Annotated in this window: 17 protein-coding genes; 9 read left to right on the top strand and 8 right to left on the bottom strand. The window is 36.2% G+C overall.

Features of this window, described 5'->3' with window-relative positions; translation table 11 throughout:
- Positions 1–159 precede the first annotated feature (159 nt).
- The 3 genes from porU to N0B16_RS10590 all read left to right on the top strand — a co-directional run bounded on the left by porU (position 160) and on the right by N0B16_RS10590 (position 7,612).
- On the top strand, positions 160–4,053 hold the full coding sequence (porU, locus tag N0B16_RS10580; protein WP_262990891.1) for a type IX secretion system sortase PorU: 3,894 nt from the start codon (positions 160–162) through the stop codon (positions 4,051–4,053).
- A 58-nt stretch (positions 4,054–4,111) separates the two neighbouring features.
- Complete coding sequence (porV, locus tag N0B16_RS10585; protein ID WP_262990892.1) at positions 4,112–5,275, top strand: type IX secretion system outer membrane channel protein PorV; 1,164 nt, start codon at positions 4,112–4,114, stop codon at positions 5,273–5,275.
- Between the two features lie 75 nt (positions 5,276–5,350).
- Complete coding sequence (locus tag N0B16_RS10590) at positions 5,351–7,612, top strand: FUSC family protein (RefSeq protein WP_262990894.1); 2,262 nt, start codon at positions 5,351–5,353, stop codon at positions 7,610–7,612.
- Here N0B16_RS10590 and N0B16_RS10595 read toward each other — a convergent pair.
- Positions 7,593–8,207 carry a 4'-phosphopantetheinyl transferase superfamily protein gene (locus N0B16_RS10595; RefSeq protein WP_262990896.1) on the bottom strand — a complete coding sequence of 205 codons (615 nt, stop codon included), beginning with the start codon at positions 8,205–8,207 and terminating at the stop codon, positions 7,593–7,595. The genes N0B16_RS10590 and N0B16_RS10595 overlap by 20 nt on opposite strands.
- A gap of 54 nt (positions 8,208–8,261) precedes the next feature.
- On the opposite strand from N0B16_RS10595, the gene ahcY reads away from it, so the two are divergent.
- Positions 8,262–9,575, top strand: a complete 1,314-nt coding sequence (gene ahcY / locus N0B16_RS10600; protein WP_262990898.1) for an adenosylhomocysteinase — start codon at positions 8,262–8,264, stop codon at positions 9,573–9,575.
- A gap of 97 nt (positions 9,576–9,672) precedes the next feature.
- On the opposite strand, the gene purE is transcribed toward ahcY, so the two are convergent.
- Positions 9,673–10,176, bottom strand: coding sequence for a 5-(carboxyamino)imidazole ribonucleotide mutase (gene purE, locus N0B16_RS10605; RefSeq protein ID WP_262990899.1), 504 nt, complete (start codon positions 10,174–10,176; stop codon positions 9,673–9,675).
- A gap of 164 nt (positions 10,177–10,340) precedes the next feature.
- Here purE and N0B16_RS10610 point away from each other — a divergent pair, with 164 nt between their 5' ends.
- Together N0B16_RS10610 and N0B16_RS10615 are read left to right on the top strand one after the other, a co-directional pair.
- Entirely contained in the window at positions 10,341–11,246 is a 906-nt protein-coding gene (locus N0B16_RS10610) for a DMT family transporter (RefSeq protein WP_262991159.1), read from the top strand.
- 55 nt (positions 11,247–11,301) lie between these two features.
- The gene (locus tag N0B16_RS10615) at positions 11,302–11,661 is read left to right on the top strand and encodes a hypothetical protein (protein WP_262990901.1); all 360 of its coding nucleotides are present in this window, start codon (positions 11,302–11,304) and stop codon (positions 11,659–11,661) included.
- Between the two features lie 51 nt (positions 11,662–11,712).
- Here N0B16_RS10615 and N0B16_RS10620 read toward each other — a convergent pair whose 3' ends face one another.
- Both N0B16_RS10620 and N0B16_RS10625 read right to left on the bottom strand, forming a co-directional pair.
- Positions 11,713–12,825 (bottom strand): 5-(carboxyamino)imidazole ribonucleotide synthase, encoded by a 1,113-nt coding sequence (locus N0B16_RS10620; RefSeq protein ID WP_262990903.1) that lies wholly within the window; start codon positions 12,823–12,825, stop codon positions 11,713–11,715.
- 12 nt (positions 12,826–12,837) lie between these two features.
- The gene (locus N0B16_RS10625; protein WP_262990906.1) at positions 12,838–13,386 is read right to left on the bottom strand and encodes a DUF1543 domain-containing protein; all 549 of its coding nucleotides are present in this window, start codon (positions 13,384–13,386) and stop codon (positions 12,838–12,840) included.
- 85 nt (positions 13,387–13,471) lie between these two features.
- On the opposite strand from N0B16_RS10625, the gene N0B16_RS10630 reads away from it, so the two are divergent.
- Both N0B16_RS10630 and N0B16_RS10635 read left to right on the top strand, forming a co-directional pair.
- A complete protein-coding gene (locus N0B16_RS10630) occupies positions 13,472–14,302 on the top strand; it encodes a sulfite exporter TauE/SafE family protein (RefSeq protein WP_262990908.1) in 831 nt (276 codons plus the stop codon).
- On the top strand, positions 14,299–14,682 hold the full coding sequence (locus tag N0B16_RS10635; protein WP_262990910.1) for a DUF1634 domain-containing protein: 384 nt from the start codon (positions 14,299–14,301) through the stop codon (positions 14,680–14,682). The genes N0B16_RS10630 and N0B16_RS10635 overlap by 4 nt, the downstream gene beginning before the upstream one ends.
- Positions 14,683–14,694: 12 nt before the next feature.
- Here N0B16_RS10635 and gloA2 read toward each other — a convergent pair whose 3' ends face one another.
- Positions 14,695–15,072: an SMU1112c/YaeR family gloxylase I-like metalloprotein gene (gene gloA2 / locus N0B16_RS10640; protein ID WP_262990911.1), complete on the bottom strand. Its 378-nt coding sequence runs from the start codon at positions 15,070–15,072 to the stop codon at positions 14,695–14,697.
- Between the two features lie 4 nt (positions 15,073–15,076).
- Positions 15,077–15,517, bottom strand: coding sequence for a nuclear transport factor 2 family protein (locus N0B16_RS10645; protein WP_262990913.1), 441 nt, complete (start codon positions 15,515–15,517; stop codon positions 15,077–15,079).
- Positions 15,518–15,645: 128 nt separating this feature from the next.
- Here N0B16_RS10645 and N0B16_RS10650 point away from each other — a divergent pair, with 128 nt between their 5' ends.
- Positions 15,646–16,728 (top strand): endonuclease/exonuclease/phosphatase family protein, encoded by a 1,083-nt coding sequence (locus tag N0B16_RS10650; protein WP_262990915.1) that lies wholly within the window; start codon positions 15,646–15,648, stop codon positions 16,726–16,728.
- Between the two features lie 362 nt (positions 16,729–17,090).
- Here N0B16_RS10650 and N0B16_RS10655 read toward each other — a convergent pair whose 3' ends face one another.
- Complete coding sequence (locus N0B16_RS10655) at positions 17,091–18,146, bottom strand: diphosphomevalonate decarboxylase (RefSeq protein WP_262991160.1); 1,056 nt, start codon at positions 18,144–18,146, stop codon at positions 17,091–17,093.
- Entirely contained in the window at positions 18,146–18,856 is a 711-nt protein-coding gene (locus tag N0B16_RS10660) for a hypothetical protein (protein ID WP_262990917.1), read from the bottom strand. The genes N0B16_RS10655 and N0B16_RS10660 overlap by 1 nt, the downstream gene beginning before the upstream one ends.
- Position 18,857: the final 1 nt, after the last annotated feature.

The raw sequence follows: 18,857 nt of genomic DNA on the forward strand, positions 1-18,857 counted from the left end.
ATATAAATATTATTCAAAGTACAAAGAAAAAATAAATTATTCAATAAATCAAGTAAAGATTTGATTTTTTTGAAAAACGTTAACAAATTAATTTTATTGTATTACAATTTAATTATAATTTTTCATTTATTTTGTAATTTAGCAATTTCAAATACAAACATGAGACTGAAAATTACTTTACTATTCTTATTTGCTTTTGTATCAACGATTTGGGCTCAAAGAACTTCCATACAATGGGAAGGCTCTAAAACTGAGGATTTCGGCGATACAAAAAGGATTTTACCTAATTTTAAAAATGAGGGTTTTTCTTACAGCCAAAATAACATTTTTATTGTTAACAAACAAAAAATTGGTGAAAACCAGCTGAAAGTTTCAAATCTTGTTTGGGAAGCGGTTTCTGGTAAAGATTTGTATGAAATCAGTAAAGAACTTTTACCGGATTATGATATTGCAGATATTAATTATTACTATCTGGAAGGGCAAAAATATGCCAATATAAGTGTTGCTCTGTTTAAAAATGTGAAAGGGAAAGTTTTGAGGTTGTCATCTTTTGATGTATCTGAAAGCAATTCATCCGCAAACTTCAATGTCAGTAAGGTTGGGACAACCACAAATCCTCTTTCCTCAGGAGGTTTTTATAAAATCCGGGTTGATAAATCCGGTGTTTTCAAAATTACCGCCCAGTTTTTAAGAGATATAGGGATTAACCCTTCTAATGTTAACCCAAAAAATTTCAGAATTTATGGAAACGGAGGGATCATGCTTCCGGAATACAACCAGGATGTAAAATACAGTGCGCTTCAGGAAAATGCAATTCAGGTAGTGGGTGAAGATGACGGTATTTGGCAGGATTCTGACTATGCATTATTCTATGCTCAAGGCCCGAACGGATATAATCTGTATGATGCCGGAAACGGAAACGGCTTTAAAAGAGTAGATACAAGAAATGACCGCGCCAATAATCTTAAAAATATCTACGAAGATTATGCGTATTATTATATTAATTATGACAAAGGCTTAGGAAAAAGGATACAGCCGGTTGATATCAACTTACCGGCAAATCTGATTACACGGTACGACAATTATCAGGTTATCAACAATGATCAGAAAAATCTTTTAAAAGTAGGAAGAATATGGGTAGAAGATCAGCCTTTTTCTACCAATAAAACAATCAGTTTTACTACAAACTCTCCTATTCAGGGTTCAGATGTGATAAAATACAGAACTCAGGTGATTGGGTATAAAGCACAGCAGAATACATTGGGCTTCAATATTAACAATCAAAATCCCCTCACATTCTCTGTACCTCCCAATGCAAGTAATTATGTATACGATTTCTTTCCGTTACGATACGACGGAACGATTACCAATGCGAGCGGAACTCAGATATCAATAAATTACACCCCAAATATCTCTACAAACCCCAACGGAGCTTTTTATCTGGATTATGTAGAAGTACAATATAAGGAAGATTTAAAATTCAACGGTACCCAGATGAATTTCAGGGATTTTTCTCTGCAAAGTGGCAGCAATACCAACTACGGATTCAGCATTTCCAATGCAGCCAATATTGAGCAGGTTTGGGATGTTACGGATATCACGAATGCCAATAGAAGAGTCAACAAATCAGGAGGAAGCGGAGCTTTTAATTTTGCTTACACAACCTCTAACCCGAATTTCAACAATGAATTTGTAGCTTTCAGGGCAGATGCAGCCTATTCTCCGCAGTTTGTGGAAAAAATCGCGAATCAGAATCTTTCTGCGTTGCAAAATGTAGATTACCTGATTATCACCTCTCCGGAAATGATGGCTCAGGCACAGCGATTAGCCACTTATCATCAGACGAAGAACAATTACAATGTACAGATTGTAGATGCTACCAAAATTTATAATGAATTTGGCAGCGGAAGCAGAGATTTAACGGCAATCAGGGATTTCGTCACTAAACTTAATACTCCACTGGGAAGTTTGAAATATGTATTTATATTAGGTGATACTTCATTCGATTATAAAAACAGGGTTTCAAACAATAACAATATAGTGTCGAGCTATGAGAGTGAAGATTCGGCAGACTTTATCAGTTCGTTTGTTACAGATGATTACATTGTCATGACCAAACCTCAGACAACATCATTTATTACCAACAACCTTCCGGATCTGCCTGTCGGAAGAATCCCGGCAACCAATTCCACGGAAGCCGCCAATATGATAGATAAAACATTGGCATACTATAATTCTTTACCGGGACAATCAACACCGTTCGGAGAATGGAGGATGAAGCTTGATTTTGTAGTTGATGATGATAATGATGGTGGAACTCCGTTTCATACAATCATGAATAATACATTGGCAAGCACTTTTGAAATTGCAGGAAACCCCAATCTTAAAGAATATAACCTTAGAAAATTGTACTTAGATGCCTTTCAGGCACAAAGTACTTCCGGTGGACAACGATACCCGCAGGTAAATCAGGCCATCTCCAACGATATGGGGAACAGCCTTTATCTGTTTTATTTGGGACATGGCGGGATCAACGGCTGGTCACAGGAAAGGGTTTTTACGCTTGATGAAATTCAGAACGCCAATAACTTCTCTAATGTATACAGCAGATTTCCGTTTGTATCTACCATAACCTGTGAATTTACTTTATGGGATGAGCCGGGAACCGCTTCTGCAGGAGAACAGCTGATAAAATTAAAACAAGGCGGCGCAGCGGCGATGATTACCTCAAGCCGTGCTGTTGGCGTAGGATACGGACTTGATTTCACCAATCTTTTTACCCAGGATATATTCAAGTTGGTAAACGATGATTTTGAAACGCTTGGAAATGCGCATCTTAATGCTAAAAAACAAAGAGGAGGTGATTCAAACCATTTAAAAGTAAACTTTCTGGGAGATCCTGCCATGAAAATGAGCAGGCCAAAAAGGCTCCTGGTTATTGATAACATTGAAACTCCTGTTCCTGGTCTGATCAGAGGGCTGGATTTTGTAAAAGTGAAAGGCCGTGTTACCAATCCCAACGGAACAACCAATACAACATTCAACGGAAGAGTGGTTATCAATATTTTTGATAAAAAATTCAATAAAAATACCTTAAACAACGACGGCAACCTTACTCCAATACTGAATTATTCTGAAGAGGGAAGCGCTATCGTTAAAGCATCCGGAACTGCAGTAAACGGCGTATTTACCGTTGAATTTTATGTTCCGAAAGACATCAATTATGCAGTAGGAACCGGAAGAATACTGGGTTATGCTGATAATAAATCGATTGATGTATTTAATAACCAAGCGGTACAGGTAGGCGATATCAATCCAAATGGAATTAATGATAACGAACCTCCGAAAATTAAGCTATATATGAATAATACCAATTTCGCAGACGGCGGAATTACCGATCAGAATCCTATGCTTTTAGCCTGTGTTACAGATGATACAGGAATAAATTCTACAGGTTCTGGTATTGGTCACGATATTACTGTATATTTGGACGGACAAATTATTAATACCGTGGTTTTGAATGATTTCTTCGCTTCAGGAGAAGGAAACGGATGTTTAAGCCCGAGTCTTGCAGATTATCAGAAAGGAAATGTAACGTATCCATTCAGAAATTTAGCATTGGGACAACATCAGTTAACATTTAAAGTTTGGGACATAAACAATAATTCTTCCACTGCTACGTTAAACTTTGAAGTTAAGGACGAAGCTAATCAGCACCTGGTTATCAACAGACCGCTGAACTGGCCAAACCCTTTTACCAATAAGACGTATATTCATTTTGAGCACAATTGTGATGATATTTTAGATGTCAATGTTCAGATCTATACCATAACCGGTAAACTGGTAAGAACATTGTCTCAGGCAGTAGTTGCAGAACCATTTTTACAGGGATTCAGAACGCCCCGTCAAGCGATCGAATGGGACGGAAAAGATGATTTTGGGGACACAGTAGCAAAAGGTACGTATATTTTTAAGATATTTGCAAAAAGCCAGAATCAAGAAAAATGCAAAGGAAGTGCTACAGCTGTAGAAAAAATGGTACTTTTGAAATAAATAGATACATAAAGAATACAATTAATAAAAAACTGATAATATATTAAAGACAACATATATGAATTTAACTACTAAACTGCTTTTAGGGATTGGTTTGAGTGCTGGTTTTATTGCCTCTGCACAAGATTTAAGTCTGATAAGACCCGTATTAACCGGAGCTCCATTCCTGAGAATTGCACCTGATGCAAGAGCCGGAGGTATGGGAGATCAGGGGGTGGTTACTTCCCCGGATGCTTTCTCACAGTTCTGGAATGCAGCAAAATATCCTTTTAGCAGAACAAGCTCTTCTGTAGGGGTAAACTATACACCTTACATGGGCAAACTTACCAATGATGTATTTTTACTCTATGGAGCTTTTCATAAATTTTTAGGACAGGAAGAAAGATCCACAATTTCTGCAAGTATCTATTATTTCAACATGGGTGAGGTAGATCTTACACAGTTGGTAGGTAATGAAGTTGCTTCTTTAGGTACCTCAAAACCAAATGAATTCTCCCTTGACGTTGCATACGGTCTGAAACTTTCCGATTCTTATTCAATGGCAGTTACCGGTAGATTTATCCGTTCAGATTTAGCCGGAGGATTCAACACAGATACTACTTTAAAGCCAGCCAACTCATTTGCAGTTGACGTTTCAGCATATTATACATCACCAAAATTCTCAAGTTTTGGAGGATATGACGGTAAATTAAATGCAGGTCTTGCTATTCAGAACTTAGGCCCGAAATTAGACTATACCGGAAATGAAGAATCAAGATCTTATCTTCCTACCATGGCAAGATTAGGAATTGGATATGACATGTATCTGGATGATGTGAACAGAGTGGGGCTTTCTGTAGAAGGTTCTAAGATTCTGGTTCCGGGATCAGAGCTTGTAGGTACGGATCCTAACACAAGACAACCTGTATATGCAATTCCAAACGTAGGACCTATCGCAGGAATCGGAAAATCATTCAAAAACCCTAATTCTATTATGTACAGTGGTGCATTAGAATATTCTTACGACAATGCATTTGCAGTAAGAGGAGGATATTTCCATGAAAGTGAAGAGCAGGGAGCTAGACAATTTGCCACCGCAGGTATTGGTTTAAAATACCGTTCTTTTGGTCTTGATATTTCTTATCTGATTAACATGTCTAAAATTAATACCGCTTTAGATAACACCTTACGTTTCGGGCTTACCTGGAATATCGGTGATGAAACTTCTAATGTGGATAATTAAAAAACAACTTATAAAATTTTATAAAAGTCTCATATTTATGAGGCTTTTTTTATTTTCTATAATTAATTTTGTACCATGAACTATTCTGCGGAGCTTAAAAAATTTGTAACCAGCCAATATGTATATTCTTCGATAAGAATTACATTGGCAACGGTACTCCCCTGTTTGGTTCTCGCCCACTTCGGAATATTAAAAGAGTATTTCCTTTTTCCTTTAGGAACCAGCTTTGTAGCCTTGACAGATCAGCCGGGGCCATTTATCAGACGAAGAAATTCACTCATATTAGCTATTTTCTGTTTTATCCTGGTTGCCTTAATTGCAAGTTTAGTCAAAGGGATTTTCCTTCTGGTTCTATTGGAGATCATTGCTTTCGGAATGTTTTTTTCGTTAATCGGCGTGTACGGACAGAGATTAGCCGCAGTCGGCTCATTATCCTTAGTCGTTTTAGCAATCTTTATTGACGGGCATCTTACCGGAGCCAATATTTTTAAAAGTTTATTGATTTTTGCAGGCGGGTGCATTTGGTTTTTATTGATTTTCCTTATTGTCACCACGATACAACCCTACAAACTGGCAAGTCAGATGATCGGTGAAAATTACCTTCAGCTTGCCGAATTTCTTAAAATCAAAGCCAATTTTTATCAGAAAAATCCCGATTTCGACAGACTGAATATCCAGGTCATTGCCAAACAGGTAGAAATTAAAAATCTTCAGGAAGAAACCCGGGAAACCGTATTTAAAACCAGGGTGATTGTCAATGAGTCTACTACACTCAGCAGATTATTAATGCTGATGTTTCTGAATTCCTTAGATCTTCACGAAAAACTGATGACTTCTGAAAGTGACTACAAAAAGCTCCAGAAAAGTTTTGAAGACACCTCCATTCTGGTCAATATACATGATTATCTCAATATCCTGTCTGAAGAAATTACCAATATCGGGATCTCTCTTCAGAGCAGCACCAGAGCAAGGCCTGTTTATAATCTGGAAGCCCAGTCACAGGATCTGAATTCCCATTATTTTGAATTGCGGAATAAAATCATGACTCCCGATAATCTTGAAGATTTTATGATCTTGCGTCAAATCATGATGCGCATCAACGAAATTACAAAAGAGATCAATGAAATATATAAGGTTTTTTCGCAGAACGTAAAATTGGCAAAAAGCCTTTCTACAGGATTAGATCTGAAAAAGTTTTTACCCAGTCAGGAAAAAATCAATTTTAAAGTTTTAAAAAGCAACATTTCGTTTACCTCATCTCATTTTCGCCATGCAATCAGAATTACCATTGCTTTGCTGTTGGGTTACTTGGTTTCAAGACTACCTTTTTTGGTCATCGGACATGCGTACTGGATTTTAATAACTATAGTAGCGATTTTAAAACCCGCCTACTCTATCACCAAGCAGCGAAACTTGCTGCGTTTCTACGGTACCGTTGTGGGAGCTGTAGTGGCTTACATTATTTTATATTTTATCAATATCAATGCAATTCTTTTTTCGATTTTATTGATAAGCATGATCCTGTGTTTTAGTTTATTAAAAGGCAGATACTTTTGGGCAGTATTATTTATGACGATGTATGTTTTTCTGAGTTTTAATTTTTTAAATCCCGGAAAAATCAATATTATTTTCAAAGACCGTATTATAGACACCTTTATTGCAGGAATTATTGCTTTTATCGTTTCCTATATTGTGCTTCCGGTTTGGGAACACACACAGAATTTAAGTCTGATGAGAAAATCTGCAGAAAGTAACCTTACGTATTTTCACAGTGTCATGTCAAAATTCCTGAATGAAGATTTTGACCTCGAAGAATATAAGGTAAAACGTAAAAACGCGATTATCTCATTAGCCAACCTCTCGGATAATTTCCAGAGAATGATTTCGGACCCCAAAAACCAACGTAAAAAACTCGAAGTTGTACATCAGTTTGTGGCAACATCCCATCTGATTACGGCGTATACGGCCTCCCTTTCGCAATATTCTCAAAACGATGAAAAATACCCTGAAATTGATTCTGAAAACTGGACTAAAAAAATAGAAGCCGAAATGAATCAGGTTTCTGCCTTACTGAATAATGAAAAAATTACTGAAAATTTAAAAATGGACAGCCGTCTGGAACCCGAAGATTCGTCCGTTGAAGATTTGCTGATCAAAAGAAAAAATGAGCTTTTGGAAAATGAATCGTATGACCGAAGAGATCCGAATAAAATTTCCCATTTAACGCAGCTGAAAAATATTCATGATGTACTGGAATTGATTTATGATGTGGCAAAAGAACAGAGAAAGGTCATCGAAAAGTATAAAAACGAAGAACTTACTCTTCCACAATCGTAAAGCAATAATCATCGAAAAATTTCACCCGTGCTTTGAATTCATCAGAAAACGCATCATCGTACACTCTGCAGCTGATATCGAAAAGATGCTTCAGCTCAAAAGGCTTTACTTCATAATTTTTTTTCAGGGACCAGTATTTTGAATGATGTATTTTATACATGCTTTCTTTTACGCTCCAGATAATGGTGTAAAATGTGACCTCATTATCCGAAGGAATAAACCCTCTTTCGTGTTCGTACGTGAATTTATCAATGACCCTTAAAATTTTAGGATTAAATTTTTCTAGATCAATTCCGATCTTATTTTGTGAAATGGCAACAGCTGCAAATGGGAAAGAATGGGTAATTGAAATCTCAGCATCATTCGGTTCTAGAAAAGGTTCCCGGTCTTTATATAAAATTTTAGATTCGGGTTTTAAACTTTTTAAAAGTTTACGGACCATTAAAACCTCCAATAATTTTTTAGGATGATAATCAGCCACTTTCGTTACATTTTCTGGTTCAAGAAGGTCGTTTATATGTAATTCTTCTTCCTCATCGTATTTCCAGATCAGAATGGTCGCATTGTCGTCAGAAAAATCGCGGTAAAGGGGCATATTTTTGGTCAGCAGGATATTAGTTTGTAAATTTGCAAAAAATTTTTCATATAAATGGAAACAACAACACAATACGTTCCTTATAAAGTTAAGGACATTTCCCTTGCAGAATGGGGAAGAAAAGAAATTACACTTGCTGAAGCAGAGATGCCGGGATTAATGTCAATCCGTGAAGAATATGGTCCTTCTCAGCCTTTGAAAGGAGCAAGAATCGCAGGATGTCTTCACATGACTATTCAGACGGCTGTACTTATAGAAACTTTAGTGGCTCTTGGTGCCGAAGTAACCTGGTCTTCTTGTAATATTTTCTCGACTCAGGATCATGCTGCCGCTGCGATTGCCGCTGCAGGAATTCCTGTATATGCCTGGAAAGGCCTTAACGAAGAAGAATTTGACTGGTGTATCGAGCAGACTATTTTCTTCGGAGAAGACAGAAAGCCGTTAAACATGATTTTGGATGACGGAGGAGATCTAACCAATATGGTTTTTGATAAATATCCTGAACTGACTGCCGGAATCAAAGGTTTATCTGAAGAAACCACCACCGGTGTTCACAGACTGTACGAAAGAATGAAAAACGGAACCTTGGTAATGCCTGCAATCAACGTAAACGATTCGGTAACCAAATCTAAATTCGACAACAAATACGGATGTAAAGAATCTGCAGTAGATGCTGTAAGAAGAGCTACAGATATTATGCTTGCCGGAAAAAGAGTGGTGGTTTGCGGATACGGAGACGTAGGAAAAGGTACTGCTGCATCATTCAGAGGAGCGGGATCTATTGTGACCGTTACCGAAATTGATCCTATTTGTGCTTTACAGGCTGCAATGGATGGTTTTGAAGTAAAAAGATTAGATACTGTTGTAGATAATGCAGATATCGTAATCACGACAACTGGTAACTTTAATATTGTAAGAAAAGAGCATTTCCTAAAATTAAAAGATAAGGCAATCGTTTGTAACATCGGTCACTTCGACAACGAAATCGATATGGCTTGGTTAAACGAAAACTACGGCCACACAAAATCTGAAGTAAAACCACAGGTTGATATCTATACCATTGAAGGGAAAGAAGTGATTATCCTTGCAGAAGGAAGATTGGTAAACCTTGGCTGTGCAACCGGTCACCCAAGTTTTGTAATGTCTAACTCATTCTCTAACCAGACTTTGGCTCAGATCGAACTTTGGACCAATGCTGAAGCATACGGAAACGAAGTATACATGCTGCCTAAACATTTGGATGAAAAGGTTGCCGCTTTACACCTGAAAAAATTAAGTGTTGAGCTGGAGACGCTTTCTCCTGAACAGGCTCAATATATCGGTGTAGACGTAAAAGGACCTTACAAACCGGAATATTACAGATACTAAATTAATTAGTAATTAGTAATTAGTAATTAGTAATTAGTAATTTTAAAAAAAACAGTAAAATAAAAAGCCTTACGATTTGTAAGGCTTTTTCTATTGGTTATACATCGTAAAGATTCGGATGTTTAGCTTTTACGTCATCTACGGTTCCTAAAACTTTATCTTTCAAGGTCTCCTGATAAATCTGTAACTTTTCAGCGATTTTTTCGTCACTGCTTCCCAGTATTTTGGCTGCTAAAATTCCTGCATTCAGCGCTCCGTTTAATGCGACGGTAGCTACAGGAATTCCGCCCGGCATTTGAAGGATTGATAAAACCGAATCCCATCCGTCAATGGAATTGCTTGATAAAATAGGAACACCTATTACAGGCAAAGTAGTACAGCTTGCCACCATTCCCGGAAGATGGGCCGCTCCACCTGCTCCCGCAATGATCACATGTACTCCCCTTTTCCGTGCTTTTTTTGCGTAATCAATCATTCTTTCCGGAGTTCTGTGTGCGGAAACCACTGTAAGTTCATAAGGAATGTCTAAACTTTTCAGAAAATCTGCTGCAAGCTCCATGATTGGCAAGTCGCTTTGACTTCCCATGATAATTCCTACCATTTTTCAATTTTTATTAGAAATCAAAGATAAGAATTTTACGGCAGATCATTCACTTTCTCTTAACAGTGCATTTTTTTTGAATATCACTTTCGATTACTTTGTTACACGTAAATTTCATTATGAAATGGTTTCAAATCTTTATCTTTGTCATTCGATTCATGATCTTGAAAAACTACAAACTTACCTTCGCCGTTCTTACTGTTGCCGTTGTCTGGGGAACCACATTTTTAGCTATTCGTGTTGCTGTTGAAACCATTCCGGCTTGGTTTGTGGCGGGAATCCGTCAGTTTTTAGCTTCGATGATTATGCTGATTATTCTCCTGTACCGAAAAGAATTCAGATGGATCGGCTGGAAAAATCTGGGTTACCAGTTGATTTTTTCTACCTTAATGCTCATTATAGCCAACGGAATGACAACCGTCGCAGAAGAACATGTAACAAGCAGCTTAACGTCTCTTATCAGTGCATGCTCTCCTATTATGGTTTTTCTGGGAAGTGTTGCCGTAGGTTTACAGAAATTCAGTTTCAGGGCATTAATCGGGATTTTACTGTGTTTCAGCGGGATACTTTTTATTTTTTCAGATGGTTTTGCCGATTTGGCGAACCCTGATTACAGCAGAGGGATTATTTTTTTATTTATTGCGATCGGAGGATGGGCTTCAGGAACTATTTTTACAAAAAAACTTAATGTACAAAGCCGGAATATTACTTTAAACCTTTTTTACCAGTTTGCTTTTGCGGGAATTGTACAGCTGTGTTTTGCTTTTCTTTTTTCAGAAAATTATAATTTTGGAAACTGGAGCATCATCAGTATTTCAGCAATGTTTTATCTCGCTGTTTTCGGTTCTGTGGCTGCTTTTTTTGCCTTTCATTATGCTCTGACAAGAATTTCGCCGGTACAGGTTTCTATTTTGGCGTACGTCAACACAATTATTTCTATTTTCCTGAGCTGGCTTATTTTAGGAGAACATATTTCTGCACAGTTTATCGTAGCAGCCGTTTTGATTATTGCAGGGGTTTTTATCATTAATTACAATCCGCAAATGTTTAAGAAACAAAGAATTGAATGATTATTATACTATCTATCTTTTAATTTAGCTATCTTAAAAATTCGCATACCATACAATGAAAATTTTAACTGTTATTTTTGTTTTTCTAATTTGTTTCTCTTGTTCAACATACAAAGTAAATCCAATTGAGAAAAAATATCTTTTGAAGGATGAAGGAGATGCAAAATATTATCTTGTAGAATTAATCAGAAAAGCACAAATTGAACATAAGCTGGGTGAAGAGCCTATGCTGATTATTGATGGAATACCGGTTTATTATCATTATAGAAAAGATTTTGTATCCATTAAAATTATAAAGGATCAGATAAAAGAAGTAAGAATAACTGAAAGTTCAAAATGTGTCTCTCTGTATGGAAGTGCCTGTAAATATGGTTTAATAACTTTAAAAACGTATTCAGGAAAATATATTGATTGATTTTAAACAAAAAAGACCGCAAAAGCGGTCTTTTCAAATATAATGAAATAATTATTCAGCAATCACTCTCACCATCGCTTTCACTTTCACCAATTTCTCCATTAATTCTTCTTTTGAATCTGCCAAAACATTAACATGGCCCATTTTTCTGCCGGGTTTGGTTTGTGTTTTTCCGTAGAGGTGGACGTAGGTTTTAGGAAGTTTTAGAACGTCTTCCATTCCTTCATATACCACTTTTCCGGAAAACCCTTCCGCTCCCACCAAATTCAGCATTCCGCTGAATGTGAAAGCGTCCGTATCAGCTAAAGGTAAATTTTTTACTACACGGTACATCTGCTCAAATTGGGAATTGGCGTTACCTTCCTGACTTTGATGCCCGGAATTATGCAATCTCGGAGCCGTTTCGTTTACCCAGACTTTGCCTTCTTTGTCTAAAAATAATTCAATGGCAAAAAGCCCGGGAGAATTTACGGCAGCCAAAAACTTATCGGTAATCGATTTGATTTGCTGATCAACATCTTCACTTAAATGAACCGGACAAATATTAAAATCAAGTAAGTTTAATTTCGGGTCGGCCACCATTTCCGTTACAGGGAAAGTCTTTGTTTCTCCGTTTTCGTTGATGGCAACAATCACTGAAAGCTCTTTATCAATATCCACCAGATTTTCTAATACTGAATCCTGGGTCCATAAATTTTTTAAATCTTCAGCTGAACGAATAATCTGAACACCCTTTCCATCGTAACCACCGGTATTGAGCTTTTGTACAAAAGGAAAATCTATTTTTATTTCGTCTGAACTTCCATCCATAATCTCAAAATCCGGGCTTGGAATATCATGCGCTTTATAAAATTCTTTCTGCAGTATTTTCTGCTGAATAGTTTTAATGATTGCAGCATTCGGAACCACTTTAATTCCTTGACTTTCAAGTTCTTCCAAAGCTTCAGCATTCACGTGCTCGATCTCGATAGTTACAACATCTTTATCTTTTCCGAAATCAAGCACCGTTTCAAAATCATTAAAATTCCCTTGTGTAAAATGCGAAATATTGTGACACGGTGCATCTGCAGCCGGATCCAGCGTGTAAAACTCATCATCATATTTCAATGCCTCCTGAATCAGCATTCGTCCCAATTGCCCACCTCCTAAAATTCCTATTTTCATTGCTATCTTTAGTTAAATTTTATCAATTTTAAAATACCCCACTTCCAGAATATTTTCCTGATTGGGTTCGTCTGACTTTTGTAAAATTATGGAATATTTCTCCCTCATTTTTTTAGGAAGAATATCGTTTACCGTAAAAATATCATCAATATCTACCCCGTGTTTATCATCGATATGGCTTACCGCTTTATCAAATCCCATAGTTTTATAGAATTCGGTCTTTTTCACTCTTTTTATTACTTCAGCCATTGAAGTTCCCACCATAAGATGCTGCTCATGAAATTCTGCAAAAAAACCTCTCTTATAACCTCCGAGATTAATAAAAAACAATTGGTTTTCCTGAGCTTCATCAGTTTTTTCGACAATTTTTACTTCATATCCGTCTATAAATTTCACTTCCTGATACGCATCTAGATGAATTTTCCCTTTTGCTTCTTTCCAGAAATCTTTCATATCCGGAACCAGATCATGGAGCGTTTCGGCAATACCGAAGAATACATCATGCTGCTCGATATTCCTTCCTTTTGGAGTTGCGCCTAGAATGATATAAAATAATTTCATTATCCTTTTTATTTTTGCAAAAATACGGCAAAATAATCTTTCGCTAAAGTTTGTCTGAAAACGGCAATAGTTTTATATTTGTACCATGTCGGAAATCATTATTCTCTTCCTGGGTGCCATCTCTGCAGGCCTCTTAGGTTCACTTACCGGTTTAGGAGGAGGGGTTATCATCATCCCTTTATTGACGCTTGGTTTCGGGGTTCCAATGCATTATGCGATCGGGGCTTCGCTAATTTCTGTAATCGGAACTTCATCCGGAGCAGCGGTAGCTTTTGTGAAAGAAGGTTTCACCAACATGAGAATAGGGATGTTTCTGGAGATTGCCACGACTGCAGGCGCAATTGCCGGAGCTTTGATTTCCGGAATGCTGAATCCCAATACCATCGGGATTATTTTTGCAAGCATATTGCTTCTGACCGTAATTTTAAATCTTAAAGGAAAACCTGATCATCAGGAACCATTAATACAGGGAACATTAGAAGATAAACTGAAACTGTACGGAACTTTTCCGGACAAAGGAATTTTGAAAAATTATGCTGCAAGAAATACGGTTCCGGGATTTTTTATGATGATGTTTGCAGGCGCAATGTCCGGACTGTTGGGAATAGGATCCGGTGCTTTAAAGGTTTTGGCGATGGATAATATGATGAAACTGCCTTTTAAAGTTTCCACCACAACCAGCAATTTTATGATCGGTGTTACGGCTGTCGCAAGTTCATTAATTTACTTTCAGCGCGGGGAGATTATTCCTGTAATTGTAGCTCCCGTATTGGTAGGAGTGGTTGTTGGTAGCTTTATAGGATCAAAAACGTTAATGGTTTCTAAAACGAAAAAATTAAAGACATTTTTTGCCATTGTCATTACGATTCTTTCTATTTATATGATGTATAACGGGTTAAGCAGTAATTTTTCATGAGAAAGAATTTTACAGATGTAGATCTGAACCGATCTGTAGGAAATCTCCTGAGACTTGGTGTTATTTTATCTGTTTTTATATCATTGGCGGGCTTCATCAAGCTTTTTTTTGAAGGTTTTAAAATGCCTAAAAAATATTCGCTTCTGGATATGGGAACTTCATCTGAGAAAGTATGGGGACAGTTTTGGAATTCTCTTTGTAAAGGAGAAGGAATGGCGATTATCCAGCTGGGAATTCTGGTGCTGATTTTTACTCCGCTGATGAGAATAATATTTGCATTAATTGGTTATCTTAAAGAGAAAGATTACCTGTATGTTACGATTTCATCTATTGTATTAGCAATTATGGCTGTTAGTTTTTTTGCCGGTTATGCCCATTAAAGAATATTTCGATTACATTTCATAAAATTCCAGCGGCAACTGATCAGGATCCTGAATAAAGAAAAAAGGTTTACCGGTAAACTCATCGATCCGTATTTCTTCACAGACAATTCCTTTTTCTATTAATTTCTGACGCTGATCAAATACATTCTCTACAGAAAAAGCCAGATGTCTCAAACCGCAGGATTCCGGTCTTGAAGGTCTTTCCGGAGGATCAGGAAATGAAAACAACTCGATGACATAATGATTGTCAATTGCTAAATCCAGCTTATACGACTGCCGTTCTTCCCTGTAAACTTCACGAATGACATTCAATTCTAAAATTTCTGTATAGAACTTCTTTGATATTTCATAATCTGAACATATGATGGCAATATGATGAATTTTCATGATTTTATTTTTTATAGTTTTCTTTTCTTCGGGTGTCGATGAGGTACTGAATTTTCCAGCTTCCGTTCTGTTTCACCATCTGAAAACTGTTGACCCCGCAATGAGAGAAATTTCCTTTATAATAAAATTCATAAGGGGTAAAAACACTAGCCAGATTATCATCAATGAGGACCGATTCAAAAGTGATTCTTTCATCAGCATCATTCTTTGACAGCTTTGAAATAGAAGCAATAAATTCAGCGATATTTTCATTTTTTACCGTTCCGTTTTTGGATACACTCTGTAAAATTGCGTTCTCGGTAAATGCAGTCTTTATCATTTCAGGATCTGCATTTTTCATTCCTGTAAAAAGCTGCTGTATTTTCGCTTTTATAAGCTCATTGTCTGAAGTTTGCCCAAAACAAAAACTACTAATAAATAAGGCTAAAACCACTATATTTTTCATAAAATATTCTTTTAAACATTTAAAAATACTGAAAATTTAATTTAATTACATCTCATGAGCAAATTTAAAGGTGAACCTTATAATTCTTCTGAAAAAAAACTTAATTTTAAGGGTTTATTTTAAATTATATGTGGGAAGCTTATCTGGCAATTACTCTTTTACTGTTGGTTTTAACCATTTTACCCAAAATCCCAAATTCGCATTGGGTTTTTCGCTTTCCGGATTTTGGTAAAATTCAGATTACCTACATTACTCTTATTGTTTTCGCAGCAGGATTTTTAATCGAAAAAAACGCATATTTCTGGTATTTTCAGGGACTTTTGCTGGCGATGTTTATTTTTCATGGTTTTATCCTGATAAGATACACACCGCTATACCGGGTTAAGAAACATCAGCAGGGAAAGAACTCATCAAAAAAATATCATTTCATTTCGGCCAATGTGTATCAGTTTAATAAAGAATATGATCAATTTATCAGCCTGATTGAAAAAAACAAACCGGAAATGTTTCTTACGATGGAAAGCAACGGTGACTGGGAAAAAGCACTGCAGGTTTTAGAAAATGAATATCCTTACCAACATAAAGTAACGCTTGAAAATACGTACGGAATGCACTTCTACTCCAAAATAAACATTGAGCATTCTCAGACACATTTTTTCGTTGCAGACGACATTCCCAGTATTGAAGCTCATTTAAAAACAGAAGATGGATTTTCATTCGTGTTTTTCGGGGTTCATCCTCCTCCGCCAAGCCCCACAGAAGAGGAAACATCCAAAGAAAGGGACGGCGATCTTCTGAGCACCGCAAAACGGGTTCAGGAAATAGACAAACCGGTGATTGTCGTAGGGGATTTTAATAATGTAGCTTGGTCAAAATCATCCATTCTGTTCAGAAAGACAAGCCATTTGATCGATCCGCGGGTCGGCCATTCTTTTGTCTCCACTTTTCATGCAAAATACAGGCTTTTACGATTCCCGATCGATCTGATGTTTCACAGTGAAAATATTTTCATTAAAAATCTGAAAACGCTGGAAAATTTCGGTTCAGATCATCTCCCGGTGTACTGCCAGTTTTTCATTGACCACCAAAACGATCAGCAGGAAGAACGCGTGGAAGAAGCCAGTGCGGACGAAAAAGCGGAGGCCGAAGAAATAATTCAGGAGGGGAAAATGGAAGATGGGGAACGTAATGCGGTAGTGACTGAGGATTGATAATTATTTCATTCACTTAACTTCGAGAAGATATAAAATTACATATAAGTATAATAATTAATCTAAAAATAAAAATAAAAATTGGCAGAGCAAAAAATATTGAAAGATACTTTTCATGTACATTAACTCGTTGTTTCCAATTGCTTTTAATTCTTATTAATGCAATTAATGATAAAATAGATGCAATAATAATTAATGGCAATATGAGCAAAAGATTAAACCCAAAATTATGGGGTGCATAACCTGGCAATATTCCAAACCATTCTTTTCGGTAATAGCCAAATATAAAAACCAAAGTAAAACATAAATTGGATATTGTGACGAGAATAAAATTCCAGAACTGATCTCTGCCTTCTTTCATTCTAAAATTTCATCACATCCTTCACCACTCCATTTTTCTGGGTGTGCTGCATCAATTCTGTTTCTATAAAGGTTTTGATCTGTTCTTCCGAACCATTATTCGGAAATAAAAGATGAACATTCGCACCTGCATCCAAAGTAAAGAATAAAGGCAACGCGGTTTCTTTTCTGAAATCCCAGATTCTATTGATTACTTCCATAGTTCCGGTTTTCATCAAAATAAATGCAGGATCGCTCATCATCATCATTGCATGCAGCGTTAACGCTTCGTGTTCAACTAATTTTATAAACTGCTCCAGATCACCGTTTTTCAGAATTTTATTCATAGGAACAAAATTTTCCCTCGCTTCCTGAAACCTTCTTTCCGCATACGGATTGGTTTTCATCAAACCATGTCCTACAGTGGAAGAAACGCTTTTCTGACCCTCATGAATTAACAAAACCCAATCATTAAAATCTTTAAATACTTCATGAATTTCAGCGTTTGGATACTGCACGGCGAAAAGATCTGAACTTCCTTCAACCTCATCGGTTTCGCCCCATACAACTAAACCTTCATAAAGGCTTCTGCATGCACTTCCGCTTCCTAATCTTGCCAAAAATGAAGCTTTTTTCAAAGAGGCTTCGTCTGAGCTTTTCTCTGAAAAAACCCCATCCAATTTCATTAAGCATTTTGCAATAGCCCCGAAACCGGATGCCGAACTGGCAATTCCCGAACTGTGGGGAAATGTATTTTCTGTTCGGATGACATATTTTCCTTTTAAGATCCACGGAAGGTACTGTTCTATATTTTTAAAATACTTTTCAATTTTTTCAGCAAATTGCATTTCTTCTTTTCCTGATAAAAAAGTCTGCACAGAAAAAGATTCATGGGCCGAAAAATCTATTGTGGTATTGGTTTTACAATGCGTCAAAGTATAACTGATGCTTGGATTTGCAGGGATCTGATCTTCATATTTTCCCCAATATTTAATCAAAGCAATATTTGACGGGCAGCTTTCTGAAACGGTTTCTGAGCTGATATTATATTTTCCTTTTCCTAAAAAGTTTTCCATAATTATTTTTCGTGTTTTTTGATATATTGATTCAGTGAAAATTGAACATGCCATATTCCTACAAAAAATGTCCAAACCGGATTGATTTTTATCCCTGTCAATTTTTCGGTAATCTTTTTTCGGAGGGAAAAAATACAAATCAGGAAACATACAAAATAACCAATTTGCCCCAGCCAATACAAAATCGTTAAAATAACCTTATTTGAACTAGAAGAAGGGCTGAATATATCAATTAAACCTACATGAATACAAGAAAGGAAAAATAGTAAGAGGATAATCCATACATTAAGTTTTGCATTAAATTTAATATCTTTTTTAATAAACCAATACGGAACATAAAGTCCAAAACTTATAATAGAATAGACAATGAGAAGAAAAATATTTTCTCTTTGTATTTCATTTTTAAGAATCTCAAGTTTTAGCAAATAAACGATTATACCATAAAATATAAGCTTATAGCCAAAACCTCCAATCAGACTGATTAGAGAATACCATTTCATAATTTCTATTGAAGTATTATAATTCGCTGTTAAACGCTTATTTACATAATATTGTGAGATATAGTTTAAAATAGTGAAAACAAGTCCTACAACTAAATAATAATTCACTTTATCTTTTGAAGTTTTATCAGAAAAATAAAGATAAAAAATAATGATGATAAGACTTAGTACAGGGAAATAGTTTAATAAATCTGGAATAATTTTTTCCATCATA

This window comes from Chryseobacterium gilvum, from assembly GCF_025628965.1.
Classification (GTDB): Bacteria; Bacteroidota; Bacteroidia; order Flavobacteriales; family Weeksellaceae; genus Chryseobacterium; species Chryseobacterium gilvum.

Bases quoted from the DNA above. Each gene is read 5' to 3' on its own strand.
- N0B16_RS10635 (WP_262990910.1), top strand. From the start codon at position 14,299: ATGAGAAAGAATTTTACAGATGTAGATCTGAACCGATCTGTAGGAAAT.
- gloA2 (WP_262990911.1), bottom strand. From the start codon at position 15,072: ATGAAAATTCATCATATTGCCATCATATGTTCAGATTATGAAATATCA.
- N0B16_RS10630 (WP_262990908.1), top strand. From the start codon at position 13,472: ATGTCGGAAATCATTATTCTCTTCCTGGGTGCCATCTCTGCAGGCCTC.
- N0B16_RS10620 (WP_262990903.1), bottom strand. From the start codon at position 12,825: ATGAAAATAGGAATTTTAGGAGGTGGGCAATTGGGACGAATGCTGATT.
- porV (WP_262990892.1), top strand. From the start codon at position 4,112: ATGAATTTAACTACTAAACTGCTTTTAGGGATTGGTTTGAGTGCTGGT.
- N0B16_RS10590 (WP_262990894.1), top strand. From the start codon at position 5,351: ATGAACTATTCTGCGGAGCTTAAAAAATTTGTAACCAGCCAATATGTA.
- N0B16_RS10660 (WP_262990917.1), bottom strand. From the start codon at position 18,856: ATGATGGAAAAAATTATTCCAGATTTATTAAACTATTTCCCTGTACTA.
- porU (WP_262990891.1), top strand. From the start codon at position 160: ATGAGACTGAAAATTACTTTACTATTCTTATTTGCTTTTGTATCAACG.
- N0B16_RS10615 (WP_262990901.1), top strand. From the start codon at position 11,302: ATGAAAATTTTAACTGTTATTTTTGTTTTTCTAATTTGTTTCTCTTGT.
- N0B16_RS10625 (WP_262990906.1), bottom strand. From the start codon at position 13,386: ATGAAATTATTTTATATCATTCTAGGCGCAACTCCAAAAGGAAGGAAT.
- purE (WP_262990899.1), bottom strand. From the start codon at position 10,176: ATGGTAGGAATTATCATGGGAAGTCAAAGCGACTTGCCAATCATGGAG.
- N0B16_RS10645 (WP_262990913.1), bottom strand. From the start codon at position 15,517: ATGAAAAATATAGTGGTTTTAGCCTTATTTATTAGTAGTTTTTGTTTT.
- ahcY (WP_262990898.1), top strand. From the start codon at position 8,262: ATGGAAACAACAACACAATACGTTCCTTATAAAGTTAAGGACATTTCC.
- N0B16_RS10650 (WP_262990915.1), top strand. From the start codon at position 15,646: ATGTGGGAAGCTTATCTGGCAATTACTCTTTTACTGTTGGTTTTAACC.
- N0B16_RS10595 (WP_262990896.1), bottom strand. From the start codon at position 8,207: ATGCCCCTTTACCGCGATTTTTCTGACGACAATGCGACCATTCTGATC.